The organism is Micromonospora sp. NPDC049048, from assembly GCF_043197615.1.
Lineage (GTDB): Bacteria > Actinomycetota > Actinomycetes > Mycobacteriales > Micromonosporaceae > Micromonospora.
The window spans coordinates 172,168-189,718 of the sequence record NZ_JBICTM010000007.1; the positions used below are offsets into that span (position 1 = coordinate 172,168).

At 74.1% G+C, this 17,551-nt stretch carries 20 protein-coding genes; 9 read left to right on the forward strand and 11 right to left on the reverse strand.

What is annotated here, in order from left to right; genetic code table 11:
• Nucleotides 1-57: 57 nt before the first annotated feature.
• Nucleotides 58-978, reverse strand: coding sequence for an ADP-ribosylglycohydrolase family protein (locus ACGFIG_RS22740; RefSeq protein WP_393005880.1), 921 nt, complete (start codon nucleotides 976-978; stop codon nucleotides 58-60).
• A gap of 74 nt (nucleotides 979-1,052) precedes the next feature.
• Between ACGFIG_RS22740 and ACGFIG_RS22745 the strand changes: the two genes are divergently transcribed.
• Both ACGFIG_RS22745 and ACGFIG_RS22750 read left to right on the forward strand, forming a co-directional pair.
• Entirely contained in the window at nucleotides 1,053-1,742 is a 690-nt protein-coding gene (locus tag ACGFIG_RS22745; RefSeq protein WP_089001050.1) for a response regulator transcription factor, read from the forward strand.
• 29 nt (nucleotides 1,743-1,771) lie between these two features.
• Nucleotides 1,772-3,160 (forward strand): ATP-binding protein, encoded by a 1,389-nt coding sequence (locus ACGFIG_RS22750; protein WP_393005882.1) that lies wholly within the window; start codon nucleotides 1,772-1,774, stop codon nucleotides 3,158-3,160.
• Nucleotides 3,161-3,427: 267 nt separating this feature from the next.
• On the opposite strand, the gene ACGFIG_RS22755 is transcribed toward ACGFIG_RS22750, so the two are convergent.
• Both ACGFIG_RS22755 and ACGFIG_RS22760 read right to left on the reverse strand, forming a co-directional pair.
• Nucleotides 3,428-4,453 (reverse strand): adenosine deaminase, encoded by a 1,026-nt coding sequence (locus tag ACGFIG_RS22755; RefSeq protein ID WP_393005884.1) that lies wholly within the window; start codon nucleotides 4,451-4,453, stop codon nucleotides 3,428-3,430.
• Complete coding sequence (locus tag ACGFIG_RS22760; RefSeq protein WP_393005886.1) at nucleotides 4,450-5,244, reverse strand: trans-aconitate 2-methyltransferase; 795 nt, start codon at nucleotides 5,242-5,244, stop codon at nucleotides 4,450-4,452. The genes ACGFIG_RS22755 and ACGFIG_RS22760 overlap by 4 nt, the downstream gene beginning before the upstream one ends.
• A 198-nt stretch (nucleotides 5,245-5,442) precedes the next feature.
• Here ACGFIG_RS22760 and ACGFIG_RS22765 point away from each other — a divergent pair, with 198 nt between their 5' ends.
• Entirely contained in the window at nucleotides 5,443-5,637 is a 195-nt protein-coding gene (locus ACGFIG_RS22765; RefSeq protein WP_393005888.1) for a hypothetical protein, read from the forward strand.
• Nucleotides 5,638-5,747: 110 nt separating this feature from the next.
• On the opposite strand, the gene ACGFIG_RS22770 is transcribed toward ACGFIG_RS22765, so the two are convergent.
• The 7 genes from ACGFIG_RS22770 to ACGFIG_RS22800 form a co-directional block, all read right to left on the reverse strand.
• The gene (locus ACGFIG_RS22770; RefSeq protein WP_007075740.1) at nucleotides 5,748-5,951 is read right to left on the reverse strand and encodes a cold-shock protein; all 204 of its coding nucleotides are present in this window, start codon (nucleotides 5,949-5,951) and stop codon (nucleotides 5,748-5,750) included.
• Between the two features lie 292 nt (nucleotides 5,952-6,243).
• Entirely contained in the window at nucleotides 6,244-6,516 is a 273-nt protein-coding gene (locus ACGFIG_RS22775) for a DUF4235 domain-containing protein (RefSeq protein WP_393005890.1), read from the reverse strand.
• Nucleotides 6,513-6,863, reverse strand: coding sequence for a DUF3618 domain-containing protein (locus ACGFIG_RS22780; RefSeq protein ID WP_393005892.1), 351 nt, complete (start codon nucleotides 6,861-6,863; stop codon nucleotides 6,513-6,515). The genes ACGFIG_RS22775 and ACGFIG_RS22780 overlap by 4 nt, the downstream gene beginning before the upstream one ends.
• Nucleotides 6,860-7,294 carry a phage holin family protein gene (locus tag ACGFIG_RS22785; protein WP_393005894.1) on the reverse strand — a complete coding sequence of 145 codons (435 nt, stop codon included), beginning with the start codon at nucleotides 7,292-7,294 and terminating at the stop codon, nucleotides 6,860-6,862. Before ACGFIG_RS22785 ends, ACGFIG_RS22780 begins: the two co-directional genes overlap by 4 nt.
• Nucleotides 7,295-7,975: 681 nt before the next feature.
• Nucleotides 7,976-9,172, reverse strand: coding sequence for a mechanosensitive ion channel family protein (locus ACGFIG_RS22790; RefSeq protein WP_393005896.1), 1,197 nt, complete (start codon nucleotides 9,170-9,172; stop codon nucleotides 7,976-7,978).
• Nucleotides 9,173-9,252: 80 nt separating this feature from the next.
• Complete coding sequence (locus ACGFIG_RS22795) at nucleotides 9,253-10,074, reverse strand: DUF1206 domain-containing protein (protein WP_393005898.1); 822 nt, start codon at nucleotides 10,072-10,074, stop codon at nucleotides 9,253-9,255.
• Nucleotides 10,075-10,308: 234 nt separating this feature from the next.
• Nucleotides 10,309-10,674, reverse strand: coding sequence for a hypothetical protein (locus tag ACGFIG_RS22800; protein ID WP_393005900.1), 366 nt, complete (start codon nucleotides 10,672-10,674; stop codon nucleotides 10,309-10,311).
• Between the two features lie 90 nt (nucleotides 10,675-10,764).
• On the opposite strand from ACGFIG_RS22800, the gene ACGFIG_RS22805 reads away from it, so the two are divergent.
• A complete protein-coding gene (locus tag ACGFIG_RS22805; RefSeq protein ID WP_393005902.1) occupies nucleotides 10,765-11,991 on the forward strand; it encodes a cysteine desulfurase-like protein in 1,227 nt (408 codons plus the stop codon).
• Complete coding sequence (locus tag ACGFIG_RS22810) at nucleotides 11,988-12,275, forward strand: GNAT family N-acetyltransferase (RefSeq protein WP_393005904.1); 288 nt, start codon at nucleotides 11,988-11,990, stop codon at nucleotides 12,273-12,275. Before ACGFIG_RS22805 ends, ACGFIG_RS22810 begins: the two co-directional genes overlap by 4 nt.
• A 63-nt stretch (nucleotides 12,276-12,338) precedes the next feature.
• Here ACGFIG_RS22810 and ACGFIG_RS22815 read toward each other — a convergent pair whose 3' ends face one another.
• Nucleotides 12,339-13,835 carry a glycoside hydrolase family 3 protein gene (locus ACGFIG_RS22815; RefSeq protein WP_393005906.1) on the reverse strand — a complete coding sequence of 499 codons (1,497 nt, stop codon included), beginning with the start codon at nucleotides 13,833-13,835 and terminating at the stop codon, nucleotides 12,339-12,341.
• 179 nt (nucleotides 13,836-14,014) lie between these two features.
• Here ACGFIG_RS22815 and ACGFIG_RS22820 point away from each other — a divergent pair, with 179 nt between their 5' ends.
• The 4 genes from ACGFIG_RS22820 (at nucleotide 14,015) to ACGFIG_RS22835 (ending at nucleotide 17,542) form a co-directional block, all read left to right on the forward strand.
• Nucleotides 14,015-14,137: a hypothetical protein gene (locus ACGFIG_RS22820; protein WP_393005908.1), complete on the forward strand. Its 123-nt coding sequence runs from the start codon at nucleotides 14,015-14,017 to the stop codon at nucleotides 14,135-14,137.
• A gap of 87 nt (nucleotides 14,138-14,224) precedes the next feature.
• Entirely contained in the window at nucleotides 14,225-15,175 is a 951-nt protein-coding gene (locus tag ACGFIG_RS22825; RefSeq protein ID WP_393005910.1) for a TIGR03557 family F420-dependent LLM class oxidoreductase, read from the forward strand.
• A gap of 164 nt (nucleotides 15,176-15,339) precedes the next feature.
• Complete coding sequence (locus ACGFIG_RS22830; protein WP_393005912.1) at nucleotides 15,340-16,971, forward strand: RecQ family ATP-dependent DNA helicase; 1,632 nt, start codon at nucleotides 15,340-15,342, stop codon at nucleotides 16,969-16,971.
• A gap of 67 nt (nucleotides 16,972-17,038) precedes the next feature.
• On the forward strand, nucleotides 17,039-17,542 hold the full coding sequence (locus ACGFIG_RS22835; RefSeq protein ID WP_393005914.1) for a hypothetical protein: 504 nt from the start codon (nucleotides 17,039-17,041) through the stop codon (nucleotides 17,540-17,542).
• Nucleotides 17,543-17,551: the final 9 nt, after the last annotated feature.

Sequence of the window (17,551 nt, forward strand, 5' to 3'; positions counted from 1 at the left end):
GCTGGTCAGCCGCTGGCGCCGCCACGACCCGACCGGGCCGGTCGACGGGGTCGCGGGTCAGCCGGCCCAGTCCGGCAGGGGCTCGCGGGCGGCCAGCCAGTCGGTCGGCACCCCGCCCGGGGTGCCGACGCCGGTGTGCGCGGCCACCACCGACCCGACGATCGCGGCGGTGGTGTCGACGTCGCCGCCGGCCGCCACGCAGGCACGGACCGCCGCCGGGTAGTCGTCCAGGTGCACGGCGGCCACCCAGCAGGTGAAGGCGACGGTGTCCTGCGCCGTGACCCGGGAGCCGTTGCCGAGCACCTCGGCGGCCTCGCGGACCGGCCGGTCGAGCAGGCGGGCCGCCCGGCGTACGCCCTGGTGCACCTCGGTGGTCGGGTCCAGCGCGGCGGTCACACCGGCCAGCAGCCGGTCGGGGGCGGGCCGGTGGCCGTCGAGGCGGGCGCGGGCGGCCAGCGAGGCGGCCACCGCCACCGCCACCGCGCCGGCGATGCCCTCCGGGTGCGCGTGGGTCACCTCGGCCGACGCCCTGGCCTGCGCCGCCGCCCGCCCGGTGGAGTCGGCGAACCACGCGCCCAGCGGGCCGACCCGCATCGCCGCGCCGTTGCCGCAGGAGCCCTGCCCGTCGAAGGCCGAGGCGGCCGCCACCGGCCACGGCGTGCCGGTGCGGATCAGCCGCAGGATCGTCACGGCCCCCGGCCCGTACCCCCGGTAGGGCTCGCAGCGCTCGGCGAAGGCCGCGGCGAGGGCGTCCCGCTCGATCCGGCCGGTCTCGGCGAGGGCCGCGACCACCGAACAGGCCATCTCGGTGTCGTCGGTCCACTGCCACGGAGGTGGGGGCAGCTTCCCGGCGGCCAGGTCGGCCGGGTGCCGGCCGGGTACGAAGAACTGCGAACCGAGCGCGTCGCCGACCGACAGGCCGGCGAGCGAGTCCCGGGCCAAGGCGAGACGGGTGTCGGGAAAGAGCGTGAAGGACATCGTTGTGCCAGCTTGCCCTGTTGCCGCGAGTGCCGCAAACGCGATCAACTTGCCACCGCGAGTACGGTCTTGCTGTGGCCACCGTGCTCCTGGTCGAAGACGATCACGTCGTACGCGGCGCGATGCTGCGATCCCTCGCCGACCGGGGGCACGCCGTACACGCCGTCGGTACGGCGCTGGACGCGCTGCGCCGGGTGGCGGCCGAGACCCCCGATCTCGTGGTGCTCGACCTCGGGCTGCCCGACCTCGACGGCTCCGACGCGCTGCGGATGCTGCGCGGCATCACCGACGTGCCGATCATCATCGCCACCGCCCGCGACGACGAGCAGTCCGTGGTGCGGCTGCTGCGCGCCGGCGCCGACGACTACATGGTCAAGCCGTTCACCGGCGCGCACCTCGACGCGCGGATCACCACGGTGCTGCGACGGGCCGGGCGGGCCAGCCGGACCGTGCAGCCGGCCGTGCACAGCGTCGGCGGGCTGCGGGTGGACGTCGGCGAGCGCAGCGCCCACCTCGACGGCGAACCGCTGGCGCTGACCCGCAAGGAATTCGACCTGCTGGCCTATCTCGCCGCGCGGCCGGGCCGGGTAGTGTCCCGCCGGGAACTTCTGGAGGAGGTATGGCGGCAGCCATCGGTCGGCGAGGACCAGACCATCGACGTTCACCTTTACTGGCTGCGCCGCAAAATGGGCGAGTCCGCGGCGAAGCCGCGCTACCTGCGCACCGTGCGGGGGGTCGGCTTCCGGTTGGTGGCGCCGGACTGAGGCCGACGCTGGCCCTGCTCACGGCCGGCATGTGCGCCCTCGTCGCGCTCGCGTTCCTCGTCCCGCTCGCCCTCGGTCTGGCGGACCGGGCGCGCGAGGAGGCCATCGCCGACGCGGCCCGGCGCAGCGCGCTGGTGACCGGCGCGCTCGCCGTCAGCACCGACCCCGCCGTGGTGCAGCGTGCCGTGGCGGCCAGCGGCGACGACCCGGTCACCCGGCCGGTCGTGCACGGACTGGGCGTGGACGGGTCGGCGGGCCGGGCCGACGCCGGGAGCCTGGAGCGGGCGCGCTCCGAGCGGCGCTCCGTGGTCGTCGACGTCGAGGGCGGCGTGCTCCGGCTCGACCCGGTGGTGCTCGGCGACACCACGGCCGTGGTCGAGGTCTTCGTACCGGACTCGGAACTGGGCGGCAACAGCCGGTGGCCGCTGCTGCTCGGGGTGGCCGCCGCCCTGGTGGGCGCGGCGGTGCTGGTGGTGGACCGGGTCGCCGCCCGCGCGGTCGACTCGGCCCGGGGCCTGGTCCGGGCGGCGCTCGCGATCGGCGACGGCGACCAGGGCGTACGCGTCGATCCGAGCGGCCCGCGCGAACTGGCCGAAGCCGGGTACGCCTTCAACCGGATGGCCGACCGGCTGGACGCCGCCCGCACCGACGAGCGGGAACTGGTCGCCGACCTGTCGCACCGGCTGCGCACCCCGCTGACGGTACTGCGGCTGGACGCCGAGGCGCTGGAGTCCGACGACACCAGCGTGGGCTCGTTCAGCGAGGCGGAGCTGGACCGCCGCCGTGGCATCCGACGGATCCGGCAGGCGATCGTCACCCTCGAGGGCGAGATCGACGTGCTGATCAAGACCACCCGCAAGGCCGTGGCGCACGAGGCGGGGCCGGCGATGTGCGACGTCAGCGAGGTGGTCCGGGACCGGATGGTGTTCTGGGCCGCCCTGGCCGGCGACCAGAACCGCCCGCACCGGGTGAGCGGCGCGCAGCTGCGCATTCCCGCGCCGGTGCCCCGGGCCGAGCTGGCCGCCGCCCTGGACGCGGTCATCGGCAACGTCTTCCGGTACACCCCGCAGGGCACCGCGTTCGAGGTGGCGGTCTCCCGCCGCGACGGGTACGTGGCCATCCGGATCGACGACGCCGGCCCGGGGATCGCCAACCCGGACCGGGCCCTGCGCCGGGGCGCCAGCGACCAGGGCTCGACCGGGCTCGGGCTGGACATCGCCAGGCGGGTGGCGTTGCAGGCGAACGGCTCGGTGAGCATCGACCGGGCCCGGCTGGGCGGGGCGAGCGTGGTGATGCTGCTCGCCGATCCGGAGGCGACGCCCCGGCAGGTCAGCCGCTTCGGCCTGGTCGGCCGGATGGCCCGGGAGCAGAAGACCGGCGGCCGGAAGTGGCCCCGCCAGCGGCCCGTCGACGACTGACCCGCCCGACCCGGCCCCAGCCTGACGCCGCGCGGCACCGCCCGGATCGGCGGCCGGTTGTGCGGTGGCGCAAGTCTTCCTTAGATCGGGATTAACCGCGGTGCCGGAGCGGGCCCGCGCTGACAGGATCGGATCCGAACCCATCAGTTCCACCGGTCAATGCCTCGGGGCACCCCACCGGCCGGTGGAGCCGGGCGCGCGGCGGGAGACTCTGGTCCCCCCACACCTCCTCCCGCCGCGCGCCGCTCCTCCTCCGTTCAGCTCCGTTCAGCGGATGGCGGCGGCCAGATGGGCGTCGATCTCGGCGGTGATCCGCCGCTTGCCCGCCAGATCCAGGAACGAAGCGGTCACCGCGTCGCGGGCGAGCGCGGCCAGCTCCTGCGGGCCCGCGTCGAGCAGCCGGGCCGCGACGGCGTACTCGTCGTTGAGGGTGGTGCCGAACATCGGCGGGTCGTCGGAGTTGATGGTGACCAGCAGGCCGGCCTCGACCAGTTGCCGCAGCGGGTGCTCCTCGATGCTGGCGACCGCCCGGGTACGCACGTTGGAGGTGGGGCACACCTCCAGGCAGATCCGGTGCTCGGCGAGGTGGGCCAGCAGCTGCGGGTCCCACGCGGCGGAGATGCCGTGGCCGATCCGCTCCGCGCCGAGGTCGCGCAGCGCGTCCCAGACGGTCTCGGGGCCGGTGGTCTCGCCGGCGTGCGGCACCGAGCGCAGCCCCGCCGCCCGGGCCCGGTCGAAGTACGGCTTGAACTGCGGCCGGGGCACCCCGATCTCGGGCCCGCCCAGGCCGAAGCTGATCAGCCCGTCGGGGCGCTCCTCCAGCGAGATGCGCAGCGTCTCCTCGGCCGCCGCCAGGCCGGCCTCGCCAGGGATGTCGAAGCACCAGCGCAGCTCGATGCCGAAGTCCGCCTCCGCCCGCTTGCGGGCGTCCTCGATGGCCTCGCAGAAGGCGGGCGCGGGGATCCCCCGGTGCACGTGCGAGTAGGGCGTGACGGTCAGCTCGGCGTAGCGGACCTGCTGGCGGGCCAGCTCGCGGGCGACCTCGTGGGTGAGCAGCCAGACGTCCTCCTGGTCGCGGATCAGGTCCACGACGCTCAGGTAGACCTCGATGAAGTGCGCGAAGTCGCGGAAGGCGAAGTAGTCGGCGAGGGCGGCCGGATCCGCGGGCACGGGGCTGCGGCCCTCGTGGCGGGCGGCCAGCTCGGCGACGATGCGGGGCGAGGCGGAGCCGACGTGGTGCACGTGCAGCTCCACCTTGGGCAGTCCGGCGATGAAGGTTTGCAGGTCGGTCAAAGGTTCTCCTCTGCACGGGCGCCGGTACGGGCGACGAAGAAGACGCGGCGGAACGGGAAGTGCACCTGAGCGTGCCGCACCGGGTACGCCTCGGCGAGGCGTACGCCCAGCTCGGCGCGGAAGCCGGACCAGCGATCGGCGTCCAGGGCCGCGCGGACCGGCCGGAGCGCGGTGCCCTCCAGCCAGCTCAGCACGGGATGGTCCGCCTCGGCGCGGGCCGGCAGCAGATGCACGTAGGTAGTCTCCCAGGCGTCCACCACGCAGCCGGCACCGGTCAGCAGCTCGGCGTAACCGACGGCGGTGTCGTCGGCCGGGGGTCGGCGCAGCAGCGGGGCGACGTCGGCGCGCCACGCCGGCCGGTCGGCGACCTCGCGCAGCGCCCGGTGCGACGGCGCGTCGAAGTTCCCCGGAACCTGCACGGCCAGCCAGGCCCCGGCGGGCAGCTCCCGGGCCCAGCGGGTGAGCAGCTCCCGGTGACCGGAGACCCACTGGAGCACGGCGTTGCTGACCACGACGTCGGTGTCGGGTCCCGGCCGCCAGTGCCGGACGTCGCCGACGGCGAAGGTGACCCCGGGGACGGTGGCGGCCTGCGCGATCATCTCCGGTGAGGAGTCGAGGCCGGCGATCCGGCTGTCCGGCCACCGCGCGGCGAGGGTCGCGGTCAGGTTGCCGGGACCGCAGCCGAGGTCGACGACGGTACGCGGCCGCTCGGCGGAGACCCGGGCGAGCAGCTCGTGGAAGGGCCGGGAGCGCTCGTCGCCGTAGCGCAGGTACGTCGTCGGATCCCACATCACTGCCTCCCAAACCGTACGTCCGTCTTGTTGACCGTACGGCCCGTCGCGTGACCGGACAAGCCCGATCACTAGGCTCGGTCCCATGCAACAGCGCACCCTCCCGGGCGGAGGTCCACGACCGGCCGGTCCGCCCGGGGGCGCACGACCGGCGGCGACCCGGGCTGCCGGGACGGGAATCGACGGAGGGGGATCGCGATGAAGGGCTGGCTGTCGCTGACCCTCGGCCTGCTAGCCGTGGTCGGCGGTGCGGTGTGGACGGTGCAGGGCCTCGGCTACGTCCAGGGCAGCGTGATGACCGACCGGCGGATCTGGGCCGTGCTGGGGCCCGTCGTCCTCCTGGTCGGGCTGGTCGTGCTCTGGTCCGGGCTGCGCGCCCGCAGGCGCCGCTGACGGCGCGTCCGGAAACGCGGAAAGCCCCGCATCCCGGGCGGGATACGGGGCTTCGCTGTGACCCGGGCGCCGGATCACAGCAGTGGCCGGCGGCTGCCGACCGGCACTGCTCAGATGGGGCGGACCTGCTCGGCCTGCGGACCCTTCTGACCCTGGGCGATCTCGAACTCCACCCGCTGGTTCTCCTCCAGCGTGCGGTAGCCGCTGGTCTGGATGGCCGAGAAGTGGACGAACACGTCAGCACCCCCGCCGTCGACGGTGATGAAGCCGAAGCCCTTGTCTGCGTTGAACCACTTCACGGTTCCCTGCGCCATGTGTATCTCCTTCTAAAACTGGCGGCCGAGCACGCCGTGCGGCCGATTGGCCGTTTTCGAGCAGCGGTGCCTGAGGCGGCCCCCCACGAAGGAGACTTCACTCAACCCACGCCATCTCTCAACAGCGTGGAACAGCAAACCACGTAGCGAAAACTCTGCACAGCCTACCGGACGAATTTCTTCGACATGTGACCTGACGGATGCCGAAGATCCGCTGGGTGGGCCCTTGCCCCCGTGCGAAAAGCCCCCCGCGCCATCGCGGCGGCGCGGGGGGCTTTTCGTCGTCGTCGGCTCAGTCCGGCCAGCTTCCGGTGAACCGGCGTACGCCCACCGCGCCACCCCGGTCGACGGCGGCCCGGACGACCGCGAAGATGGCGCCCTGCAACGCCGCCGCCGCCAGGATCTCGCCCCAGCCGCGGTCCTCGTCGGTGGCGCTGGGCGCCTCGCCGTCGCCCGCCGTCACCTTCCACACCTGCCGGAAGATCGCGCCCGCGACCGCACCGGCGGCGATGCCCATCAGCACACCCACCGGCTTGTACGCGGCCTTACCGATGCCCCTGCTCACCGCTGCCTCCCCCGAACGATCATCATCACGATCACGGCGGCCACCGCGCCGGCCGCCAGGGCGACGAACGGCGTCGGGTTACGCCGTACGACCGCGCCCTTCTCCTGCGCCTGGCCCCGCGCGAGCTGCGCCCTCTGCGCCGCCTGCCCACGCACCCGGGCCACGGTCTGCGCCGCCTGGTCCCGCATCCGCTCCTTCGCCTGGTCGGCGGAGGACCTCAGCCGCGCCTTGACGTCGGCCTTGGCCGCCAACGCCTCCATCGTCTCGCCCAACTCGACCCGGGTCCGCCGGATCTCCTCCCGCAGCGCCTCGGTGTCGCCGCTGCCCCGGCCGTTGCCCGTCGTCATGCCCGTCCCCTGTCCTTCACGGCGGCGGTGACCGTGTCCACGTCCGCCCGGACGCTACGGACCGCGGCCTGCGGCACCGGTGGGACCGCCTGGCTGACCTGCTTCTTGCCCACCAGGGCCAGGACGCCGGCCATCGCGAAGAGCACCACCGCGACGATCAGGGCCGCGGCCCAGGCCGGGAGCACCAGGTCGAGCAGCAGGATCGCAGTGGCGACCAGGGCGCCCAGACCGTAGAGCGCCAGCGCCCCGCCACCGCCGAAGAGGCCGATGCCGATGCCGGCGTGCTTGCCCTTCTGGGTCAGCTCCGCCCGGGCCAGGGCCAGTTCGTCACGGACCAGACGGGAGACCTGCTCCGTGGCCCGCTGCACCAGCTCGGCGGTGGACGGCTCGCTCCCGTTGCGGGATGTGCGGGCGTTCGCCACGTCAGCCATGCTGTCCTCCTTTCATCATCACCGCGCTGTATGCCCGGAGTCGCCGCCCGTCAATCCTTCGCCCAGCAGTCGGTACGTCCGGACCGCCGGGTCCCCGAGCCGCCGCACGGCGCGGAAGAAGGTACAGAAGCGTCGCGCAGCAGGTCCCCACGAAACGCCCGGTCAAACTTCCCGAGCCACCGCACACCGCCCGCCCGCCCCCACGCGCCCCACCCTTCCCCGCGGTGCTGGTCTGCGCCGGGTCGGCCGGTGCGGGGTCCACCTCTCCCTCCCACCCCTCCAACGCCCCCACCCCTCCCAGGTCACGACCCCACTCCTCACCCACCCCGCGCCCTCACCCCGCGCCGCCCCCACCCCCGCTCCCGCCCCCGCTGGGTCGATCTTGCAGTTGTGGTGGGCGCTATCCGAGCAATGCCCCTTTTTGCGGGGCACCACGACTGCATGATCGACGCCGGCGTTGAGCGCGGGGTCCGTAGCGCGGGAGTGGGGTGGTTCGGAGACGGTGGAGCCCTCCGGACGCGTAGGACCGGAGGGCTCCACGGGGGTCGCGGAACGCCGGGAAGCCGGGACGCCGGGGCGCGGGGCGCTGGGGGCGGGACGCCGGGACGCCGAAAGCGGGGCGCCGGGACGCGGGACGCTGGGGCGTGGGCGCGGGGCGCCGGGGCGTGGGAGGTGGATGGGTCAGCGGCGGGAGTCGGCGGGCTCGTCGGGGCCGACGAAGGCCTCGCTGCGGGCGTCGCCGTCGTCGCTGCCGCCGAAGACCCGGGCGTCGTCGGGCACCTCGGCGTCGGTGAGCCGACGCACCGGCCGGCGCGGGCGTACCCACTGCCATGCCAGGTTGCTCTCCGCGTCGCCGATCTCGGTACGCATCCGGGGCATCGCCATCGGCCGGTGGTCCCGGATCCAGGCGACCAGGTGCTCACGGACCAGGCAACGCAGATCCCACAGGCTGCCGGCGTCGGCGGCGCTGACCAGGGCGCGCACCTTGATCGTCCCGGCGGTCGCGTCGGTCACCTGGAGTACGCAGACCCGGCCGTCCCACAGCTCGGTGCCCTCGACGAGCCGGCGCAGCTCCTCGCGCATGGCCTGCACCGGGACCGCCCAGTCGACGTCGAACTCGGCGGTACCCAGCACCGCCGCCTCCGTGCGGGTCCAGTTCTGGAACGGCTTGCTGGTGAAGTACGAGGTGGGCAGGATCAGCCGCCGGTCGTCCCAGATCTGCACGACCACGTAGCTGAGCGTCAGCTCCTCGATGCGGCCCCACTCCCCCTCGACCACCACCACGTCGTCGAGGCGGACCGCGTCGCTGAACGCGAGTTGGAGGCCGGCGAACACGTTGCCCAGCAGGCTCTGCGCGGCCAGCGCGGCGACCACACCGACCACACCGGCACTGGTCAGCACCCCGGCGCCGATGCCGCGTACGGCCGGGAAGGTCATCAGCATCACGCCGACCGCCAGCACGACGATCACCGCGATCGTCAACCGGCGCAGCATGACCACCTGGGTCCGTACCCGCCGCGCGTGCCGGTTGTCCGGCACGTCCACCCGGAACCGGGCCAGCGCGGTGTCCTCCGCCACCACGAGCAGCGAGGCGACCAGCCAGGCGACGCTGGCGATCACGCCGAGCACCAGCAGGTGCAGCAGCACCTGGCGCCACTGCTCGCCGACCGCGTAGCCGGTGCTGAACCGCACGGCGAACTGGACGGCGACGACGGTGGCGGCGACCTGGATCGACCGGTGCGCGTGATCGGTGAGCTCGGTCAACAGCAGTGAGCGCCGGCCGACCCGCCGGATCAGGCGGTGCGCGACCTCGACCGCGAACAGGGCGATCGCCGCCGCGGCGAGCGCGGCGACGATCGTCCCGAGGTAGCTCTGCACAGGCTCTTTCCTCCTTGGCGCCGGGCACGTGCTTCGGACAAAGGCCCAATGGTGCCCGGCGACGCCGAAATCGACCAGGCTCAGACCTTGCGATACCGGGACTGGAGGAAGCAGAACAGGCCGAAGGCGGCGATACCGAGCGCCACCAGGGTGAGCAGGATCTGGCCGTACGCCTGGTCGCGCAGCGTCCGCAGCGCCGCGTCCAGGCCGCGGGCCTTCTCCGGGTCGTAGTTGACGGCGGCCAGGATGATCAGCAGGCCGGAGATGCCGTACGCGACGCCCTTGGAGATGTAGCCGGCCATGCCGAGCCGGCGGGTGAGCTGCCTCGTCTTGGCGTCCATCTCGCCGGTCTTGAGGTGCTTCTCGAAGCGCTTGATCAGCCCGTAGATCACCAGGCCGACGCCGATCGCGGCGAGGCCGAGCCCGGCGAGGCCGACCAGCCAGCGGCCGCCGGAGGACTCCATGAGCTTGCCGGTCAGCGCCTCCTGCTGGTCGGCGCTGTTGGAGCCGGCGTCCCTGAAGACCTTGACGGCCGTCCAGGCGAAGTAGAGGTAGACGACGGTGCGTCCCACCGAGGCGATCCGCTCCCAGACGCGCTCCTTGCCACGCTCGGCGCGGTGCCCGACGGCCGCCTCCAGCGCCTGCCAGATCGCCATGGCGAACAGGCCGATCGCGATGGTGATGACGAGGAACTTGCCCAGCGGCTGCTGGGCGAGGGTACGCAGCGCGCCGGACTGGTCGCCGTCGTCGCCGGGCTTGCCGAACGCGATCTGCAACGCCAGCCAGGCGAAGAGGAGGTGGACGATGCCGTAGCCGATGAAACCGACTCTTGCCAACAGTTCGAGCCACCTGCTGTTCGCCGTACGGGAGGCGGTGGCTTCAGCGTTCCGGGTGAGTGACATGGCGCCACAATCACCGAATACGAAGATTTCCAAACGTCGGCCACGGGCCCTGCGGGGCACCGCACCCGCGCCACGCCCCGCCACCCCCGGCGCAAGCACGATCGTCGACGGTTGACCTGCTCGATCAGCGGCGTGTCGAGCAGCTCAACCGCCAACGTCGGGCGGGGCGGGGCGGGGCGGGGCGGGGGCGGGCGGGGCGGGGCGGGCGCGGGAGCGGCGGGGCGGGGGGGTGGGTCAGTTGCCGGGGTTGCGGGAGACGCGGATCTTGACCTCCTGGTTGGTGACGCTGTCCAGGGTCACCGCGAAGCCGCCGACCTCGGTGGCCTGCTGGCCCGTCGTCAGCGACAGCTGCTCGCCGGCGATCTCGACGGTCACCTGGTCGTCCTGCGCGCCGATGAGCTTGGCCTCCACGCCGAGGATGTTGGCGCTGGCGTTCACGCCCCGGTCGAAGGTGACCGTGCAGGCGTCCAGGCCGCAGTCGGTGCTGGCGCCCTCGGAGCTGCAACCGGCGAGCACGGCGACGCCGAGCGCCAGGCCGGCCAGCAGGCCGGCGGCCCGGCGGGTGGGGGTCAGCGGGAAGGCAACACGTCGATTCGTCACCCCGCCAAGGGTACGAGACGCCGACCACCGCGGCAGGACGTGAACATCCGCACAGGTGAGCGCCCACAGCGCAGGACTAGGGTCCCGGGCATGCCGTTCGACATCGCCCGCATCCGGGCCGCGTACCCCGCCCTCGCCGAGGGCTTCGTCCACCTCGACGGTGCCGGGGGCACCCAGACCGCCGGCCCGGTCGTCGACGCGACCGCCGCCGCCATGCGCGCGGCGATGGGCAACCGCAGCGCCGCCTTCGCGCCCGGCCGGCGGTCGCTGGAACTGGTGGCCGCCGCCCGCTCGGCCGTGGCGGACCTGCTCGGCGCCGAGGCTGACGGGGTGGTGCTGGGCCCGAGCGCCACGGCGCTGACGTACACCCTGGCCCGGACCCTGGGTGCGCGGTGGCGCCCCGGGGACGAGGTCGTGGTCTCGCGGCTCGACCACGACGCGAACGTACGCCCGTGGGTGCAGGCGGCCGAGGCGGCCGGCGCGACGGTGCGCTGGGCCGAGTTCGACCGGGACACCGCGGAGCTGCCGACGGAGCGCTACGCGCAGCTGGTCGGCGAGCGGACCCGCGTCGTCGCGGTGACCGCGGGCAGCAACGCCACCGGCACCGTCCCGGACGTGCCGGCGATCGCCGCCATCGCGCACGCCGCCGGGGCGCTGGTCTGCGTCGACGGGGTGCACTCGGTGCCGCACGGCCCCACCGACGTCGCCGCGCTGGGCGCCGACTTCCTGGTCACCAGCGCCTACAAGTGGTCGGGGCCGCACCTGGGCGCGATGGTGGCCGCGCCCGCGACGTGGGAGCGGCTGCGCCCGGCGAAGCTGCTGCCCTCCTCCGACGCGGTGCCGGAACGCTTCGAGTACGGCACCCCGAGCTTCCCCCTGCTGGCCGGGGTGGCCGCCGCCGTGGACCACCTGGCCGGGCTGGACCCGACGGCCACCGGCAGCCGGCGCGAACGGCTGGTCGCCGGGTTGAGCGCCGCGCGGGCGTACGAGGAGACGCTGTTGGAGCGGCTGCTCGCGGGGCTGGCCGTACTGCCCGGGGTCACGGTGCTCGGCTCCCCGGCCCGGCGCTGCCCGACGGTGTCCTTCCGGCTGGCCGGGCTCTCGCCGCAGCGGACCCAGGAGGAGCTGGGCGCGGCCGGGCTCTGCCTCTCCGCCGGCGACTACTACGCGTACGAGTACTTCCAGGCGATGGGGCTGCGCGACAGCGGCGGGGCGGTGCGCGCCAGCCTCTACCACTACAACACGGTCGAGGAGGTGGACCGGTTGCTCGGCGAACTGGACCGGCTCGCCGCCGGCGGAGGCAGAATGGCCGGGTGAGCACCCTGGTCGAGGACAACCCCGCCAAGCGCCGGTTCGAGATCCTGGTCGACGACGCGCTGGCCGGATTCACCGCGTACCTGCCGCGCGGCGAGGTGCTGGTCTTCACCCACACCGAAGTCGACCCGAAGTTCCAGAACATGGGCGTCGGCGCGGCCCTGGTCCGGGGCACCCTCGACCAGCTCCGCGAGCGGGGCGCGACGGTGGTGCCGCGCTGCCCGTTCATGGCGGCCTTCATCGACCGCCACCTCGAGTACGCCGATCTGGTCACCCCCGAGCCGTGACCCGGGGGCGCCGGGCACTCCGGCGGCCCCCGCGTGGAGATGTCACGAGCAGCCCGGGGGTGGTCAGCGGCCTGCCAGCAGCCCGGCGGCGGCGTGGGCGGCGGCCCGGGTGGCGCCGTGGGTGGCGACGTGGACCGCCCCGGTGACCAGTTCGGGCACGCCCAGCTCGACCACGACCGCGTCCGGCCGGGCGGCCAGCGCGCGGGCCACCGCCGCCCGCATCCAGTCGTGCCGGTGCAGGTCGCGTACCACCAGCACGACGCGACGCCCGGCCGCCCCGGCGGTCGGGTCGGCGGGCACGTCGGCCTCGGCGTAGCGGACGCCGGTGGTGCCGGCGAGCACGTCGGCGAGCGGCGCGGCGAGCCCCCACGGGGTCTCCGGACCGATCGCGATGTTGCGGGGCGGCTCGAACTCGACCACGTGCGCGGGGCCGGTCAGCGGCAGCGCGTCGGCTCCGGCGGGCGCGGTGGTGACACGCAGCGCCCGGCGGGCGGCGGCCAGCCCGACGGCGGAGCCGGCGGCGCTGGGGCGGGGGCGCGGCGGCTGCTCCGCCCGGGCGGCCACCGTCCAGGCGGCGAGCTGGCCCACCCGCTTGGCCGCCTCGGTGAGGCGTTCCTCCGGCAGGTCACCGGCGACGACCGCGGCGACGATGGCGTCGCGCAGCAGCCGGGCCGAGTCCTCGTCGGCGCGTTCCCCGCCGACGCAGATCGCGTCGGCGCCGGCGGCGAGGGCGCGCACCGCCGTGGCGGCGAATCCGTACCGGTCGGCGACCGCCCGCATCTCCACCGCGTCGGTGACGACGACGCCGGAGAAGCCCAGCTCGTCGCGGAGCAGCCCGCCGAGGATCCGACTGCTGAGGGTGGCCGGCAGCGCCGGATCCAGCGCCGGGACCAGCAGGTGGCCGGTCATCACCGCCTGCACGCCGGCCGCGACGGCGGCCCGGAACGGGGCCAGTTCCACGGCGTTGAGGCGGGCCCGGTCGGCGGCGATCAGGGGCAGGTCGTGGTGCGAGTCGACCTTGGTGTCGCCGTGCCCGGGGAAGTGCTTGGCGCAGGCGGCGACCCCGCCGGCCTGGAGGCCGCGTACCCACGCGGCGGTGTGCCGGGCGACCAGCGCCGGTTCGGCGCCGAAGGCGCGTACGCCGATCACGGGGTTGCCCGGGTTGGAGTTGACGTCGGCGTCGGGGGCGTAGTTGAGGGTGACGCCCAGGGCGGCGAGGTCGGCGCCGAGGTCGCGGGCGACCTCCTCGGTCAGCGCCGGGTCGTCGACGGCGCCGAGCGCGAAGTTGCCCGGTCGGGAGCTGCCCCGGGCGGACTCGATCCGGGTCACGTCACCGGCCTCCTCGTCGATGGCGACGACGACGTCGGGGCGCTCGGCGCGCAGGGTGGCGGTGAGGGCGGCCACCTGCTCCGGGTGGACCACGTTGCGGGCGAAGAGCACCACGGAGCCGAGCCCCTCGCCGAGCCACCGGCAGACCCAGGGCGGCGGCGTGGTGCCGACGAATCCCGGCTGCAGAACGGCGGCGGCGAGGGCCGCGAGGCTCCCCCCGGGGGCGCTCATGCCGGCCCGCCCGCGTGGTGGCTGATGTGTCGCTGGCTCATGCGGTCGTCGTACCCCCGTCTTCTCCGCGCCCCGAGGCCCCGCCACCGGCGGCGGTGCTGCCATGGTCACACCGCGCGCTTAAATAGTCAATAAACCTTACAGTTGCCGACCCGCGCGGCACTGGGGACAGTTCGGGGATGGATCACCTGCTGCTGGCCGACGCCACGAGCCCCGCCGACATCCCCGGCGTACGCCTGCTCGGCCTGGTCGTCGGCGCCCTGCTGCTGCTCGCCGCGATCCGCGCGATGTTCCGGCGCTGACCGCGCGCACCGGCCCCCACGGTTCGACGGCGTCCCCCGGGGTACCGCCTGCCTCGTTGCACCCGGTAGGACACGCGAGGGGGAACGATGAGGATCGGCTACTTTCTGTCCACGGAGGAGTACGCGCCGGCCGAGCTGCTGGAACAGGCGCGCGGCGCGGAGCGGGCCGGCTTCGAGGCGCTCTGGATCTCCGACCACTACCACCCGTGGACGGACGCGCAGGGGCAGAGCCCCTTCGTCTGGTCGGTGATCGGCGCGCTCAGCCAGGTCTGCCGGCTGCCGGTCACCACCGCCGTCACCTGCCCGACCGTACGCATCCACCCGGCCGTCGTGGCGCAGGCGGCGGCCACCAGCGCGGTCCTGCACTCCGGGCGGTTCGTGCTCGGGGTGGGCAGCGGCGAGGCGCTCAACGAGCACATCCTCGGCGACGCCTGGCCGCAGACCGACGTCCGGCTGGAAATGCTCGAAGAGGCCGTCGAGGTGATGCGCGAGCTGTGGCGGGGTGGCTTCGTCAACCACCACGGCCGGCACTACACCGTCGAGCACGCCCGGATCTACACGCTGCCCGACACTCCCCCGCCGGTCTACGTCTCGGGCTTCGGCCCGAAGGCCGTCGACCTGGCCGCGCGCATCGGCGACGGCTTCGTCAACACCTCGCCGGACGCCGAGCTGGTCCGGCGGTTCCGGGAGAACGGCGGCGGCGACAAGCCGTGCCAGGCCGGCTTCAAGGCGGCCTACGCCCAGACCGAGGAGGAGGGGATGCGGATCGCGTACGAGCGCTGGCCGAACGCCGGGGTGCCGGGCGAGCTGTCCCAGGTGCTGCCCTCGCCACGGCACTTCGAGCAGGCCGCCCAGCTGGTCCGGCCGGAGATGATGAAGGACGCCTTCGTCTGCGGGCGGGACGCCGACGCGCACCTGGCGAAGCTCGACGAGTACGCCAAGGCCGGTTTCGACGAGGTCTACGTGGCCAACACCGGCCCGAACTGGCAGGGCCTGCTCGACCTCTACCAGCGCGATGTGTTCCCCCGCGTCCGCTGAGTCCCGGCCACGGGCACCCGCGCCGTGGGGCGCGGGTGCCCTCGCCCACACCCGCCCGCCCCCTGCCGGGCGCCACGGGCGGGCCCCGGAAGCCCCGCACGCCGGACTCGCCCACGTCAGCCGCCGGTTTCGCCGCTGATCGCCGGGGGTACCTCCGGCCCTCAATGAAACTGTCCACGCACTCGACGACACTGCGCCGCGCGGCCAAGAGCCTCTTCGGCTGGACCGCACTACGGCCCCACCAGTTGGCCGCCATGCGGGCGGTCATGAAGCGCCGCGACGCCCTGGTGGTGCTGCCCACCGGCGCCGGCAAGTCGGCGATCTACCAGATTCCGGCCAGCCTGATCCCCGGCCCGACGGTGGTGATCTCCCCGCTGCTCGCCCTCCAGCAGGACCAGATCGCGGCGCTCAACGAACGCCAGCGGCCGGAGCTGCGCGCGGTGCGGATCAGCTCGAACGAATCGGCCGCCCAGCAGGCGGAGGCGATCGCCGAGATCCGCGACGGGCGCGCGGAGTTCCTCTTCATCACCCCGGAGCAGCTCGCCAACCCCGACCGGATGGCCGAGGTGAGGTCGCTGAAGCCGGCGCTGGTGGCGATCGACGAGGCGCACTGCATCTCCGCCTGGGGGCACGACTTCCGCCCCGACTACCTGGCGCTGGGTCACCTGATCGACGGCATCGGCCGGCCCCCGGTGGTGGCGCTGACCGCCACGGCCTCCCCGCCCGTACGCGACGACATCATCGCCCGGCTGCGGCTGACCGAGCCCGAGGTGGTGGTCTCCGGGCTGGACCGGCCGAACCTGTTCCTCGAGGTGGCGCACTGCCCCACCGAGGACTACCGGTGGCGACGGCTGATCGCCCTGCTGAGCGACGACACCCGGCCCGGCATCATCTACGTGCCCACCCGGCGCTCCGCCGAGGAGCTGGCCGCGCGGCTCACCGACGCCGGCTTCCCGGCCCAGTACTACCACGGCGGGATGCCGGCCGGCGCCCGCGCCGAGCTGCACGAGGCGTTCCTCGCCGACCAGGTGCCGATCATGGTGGCCACCTCGGCGTTCGGCATGGGCATCGACAAGCCGAACATCGCGTGGGTGGTCCACATGGCGTTGCCGGACTCGCCCGACAGCTACTTCCAGGAGATCGGGCGGGCCGGCCGCGACGGCGCCCCGGCCCGCGTACTGCTGCTGTGGCAGGCCGAGGACGTCGGGCTGCAACGCTTCTTCAGCGGCGGCCTGCCGGACCCCGACGAACTGCGCGACCTGTCGGCGCTGCTGCGCAAGAAGGCGCGGGGGAAGAAGGAGCTACGCGAGCTCACCGGCCTGGGCCCACGCAAGCTGGGCCAGTACCTCGCCCTGCTGGAGCAGGTGGGCGCGGCCGAGCCGAGGGCGAAGCAGCGCATCGGCGCGCCCCGCTACTCCCCCGCGCCCGTGGATGCCGCCGCGGCGGCCCTGGCGGAGGCCGAGCGGCAGCAGACCGTCACCCGGTCGCGTACGGACATGATGCGGGCCTTCGCCGAGACCACCGCATGTCGGGGGCAGACGCTGCTGGCCTACTTCGGCGAGCAGATGACCGAGGTCTGCGGGCACTGCGACAACTGCCACGCCGGCACCAGCACCCCCGACCACGGCGCCGTCGGGCCCTTCCCCGTGCACAGCCGCGTCCGGCACCCGGAGTGGGGTCCCGGCATGGTGCTGAGCTACGAGGAGGGACGGATGACGGTTCTCTTCGACGAGGTGGGGTACAAGACGCTGTCCGTCAGCGTGGTGTCCGAACAGCAACTGCTGACCCTCGACTAGCCTGAGCCGGGCACCGCTGGCGGGGCCCGGGACGACGAGCGACATCAGTGCGGAAAGGGGCGTTGCCGTGATCGAGCAGCCGGCGTACACCGGATTCGGTTTCTCCGACGAGGAGTGGGGGCTGCTGGTCGGCCTGCCGCAGTCGGTGCTGACCGCGGCCAGCGCCGCCGAGTCCGACGGCACCCGGCGCACCATGGCGGAGAACGCGGCCGGGCTGGAGACCATCGCCGCCGGCCGGGAGTCGGCCAGCCCGCTGGTCGCGGCCGTGGCCGGCGAGATCATCTCGCGGGTGGGCGACCCGGAGGCCGGCGAGGAGCTGCCGGTCATCGCGCCGTCCGACCCACGCGGCTACCTCGAGGACGTGCTGGGCCGGGCCAAGGAGGCGGCGGCGCTGCTGGCCGCCCGGACCGACGAGGGCGAGGCCGGCGCGTACAAGCACTGGCTGGTGGACATCGCCGAGCAGGTCGTGGGCGCGGCGTCCAGCGGCGGCATCCTGGGCCTCGGCGGCGACGTGGTCAGCGACTCGGAGCGGCGCTTCCGCGACCGGCTCGCCCAGGTGCTCAACGACTGACGCGACGAC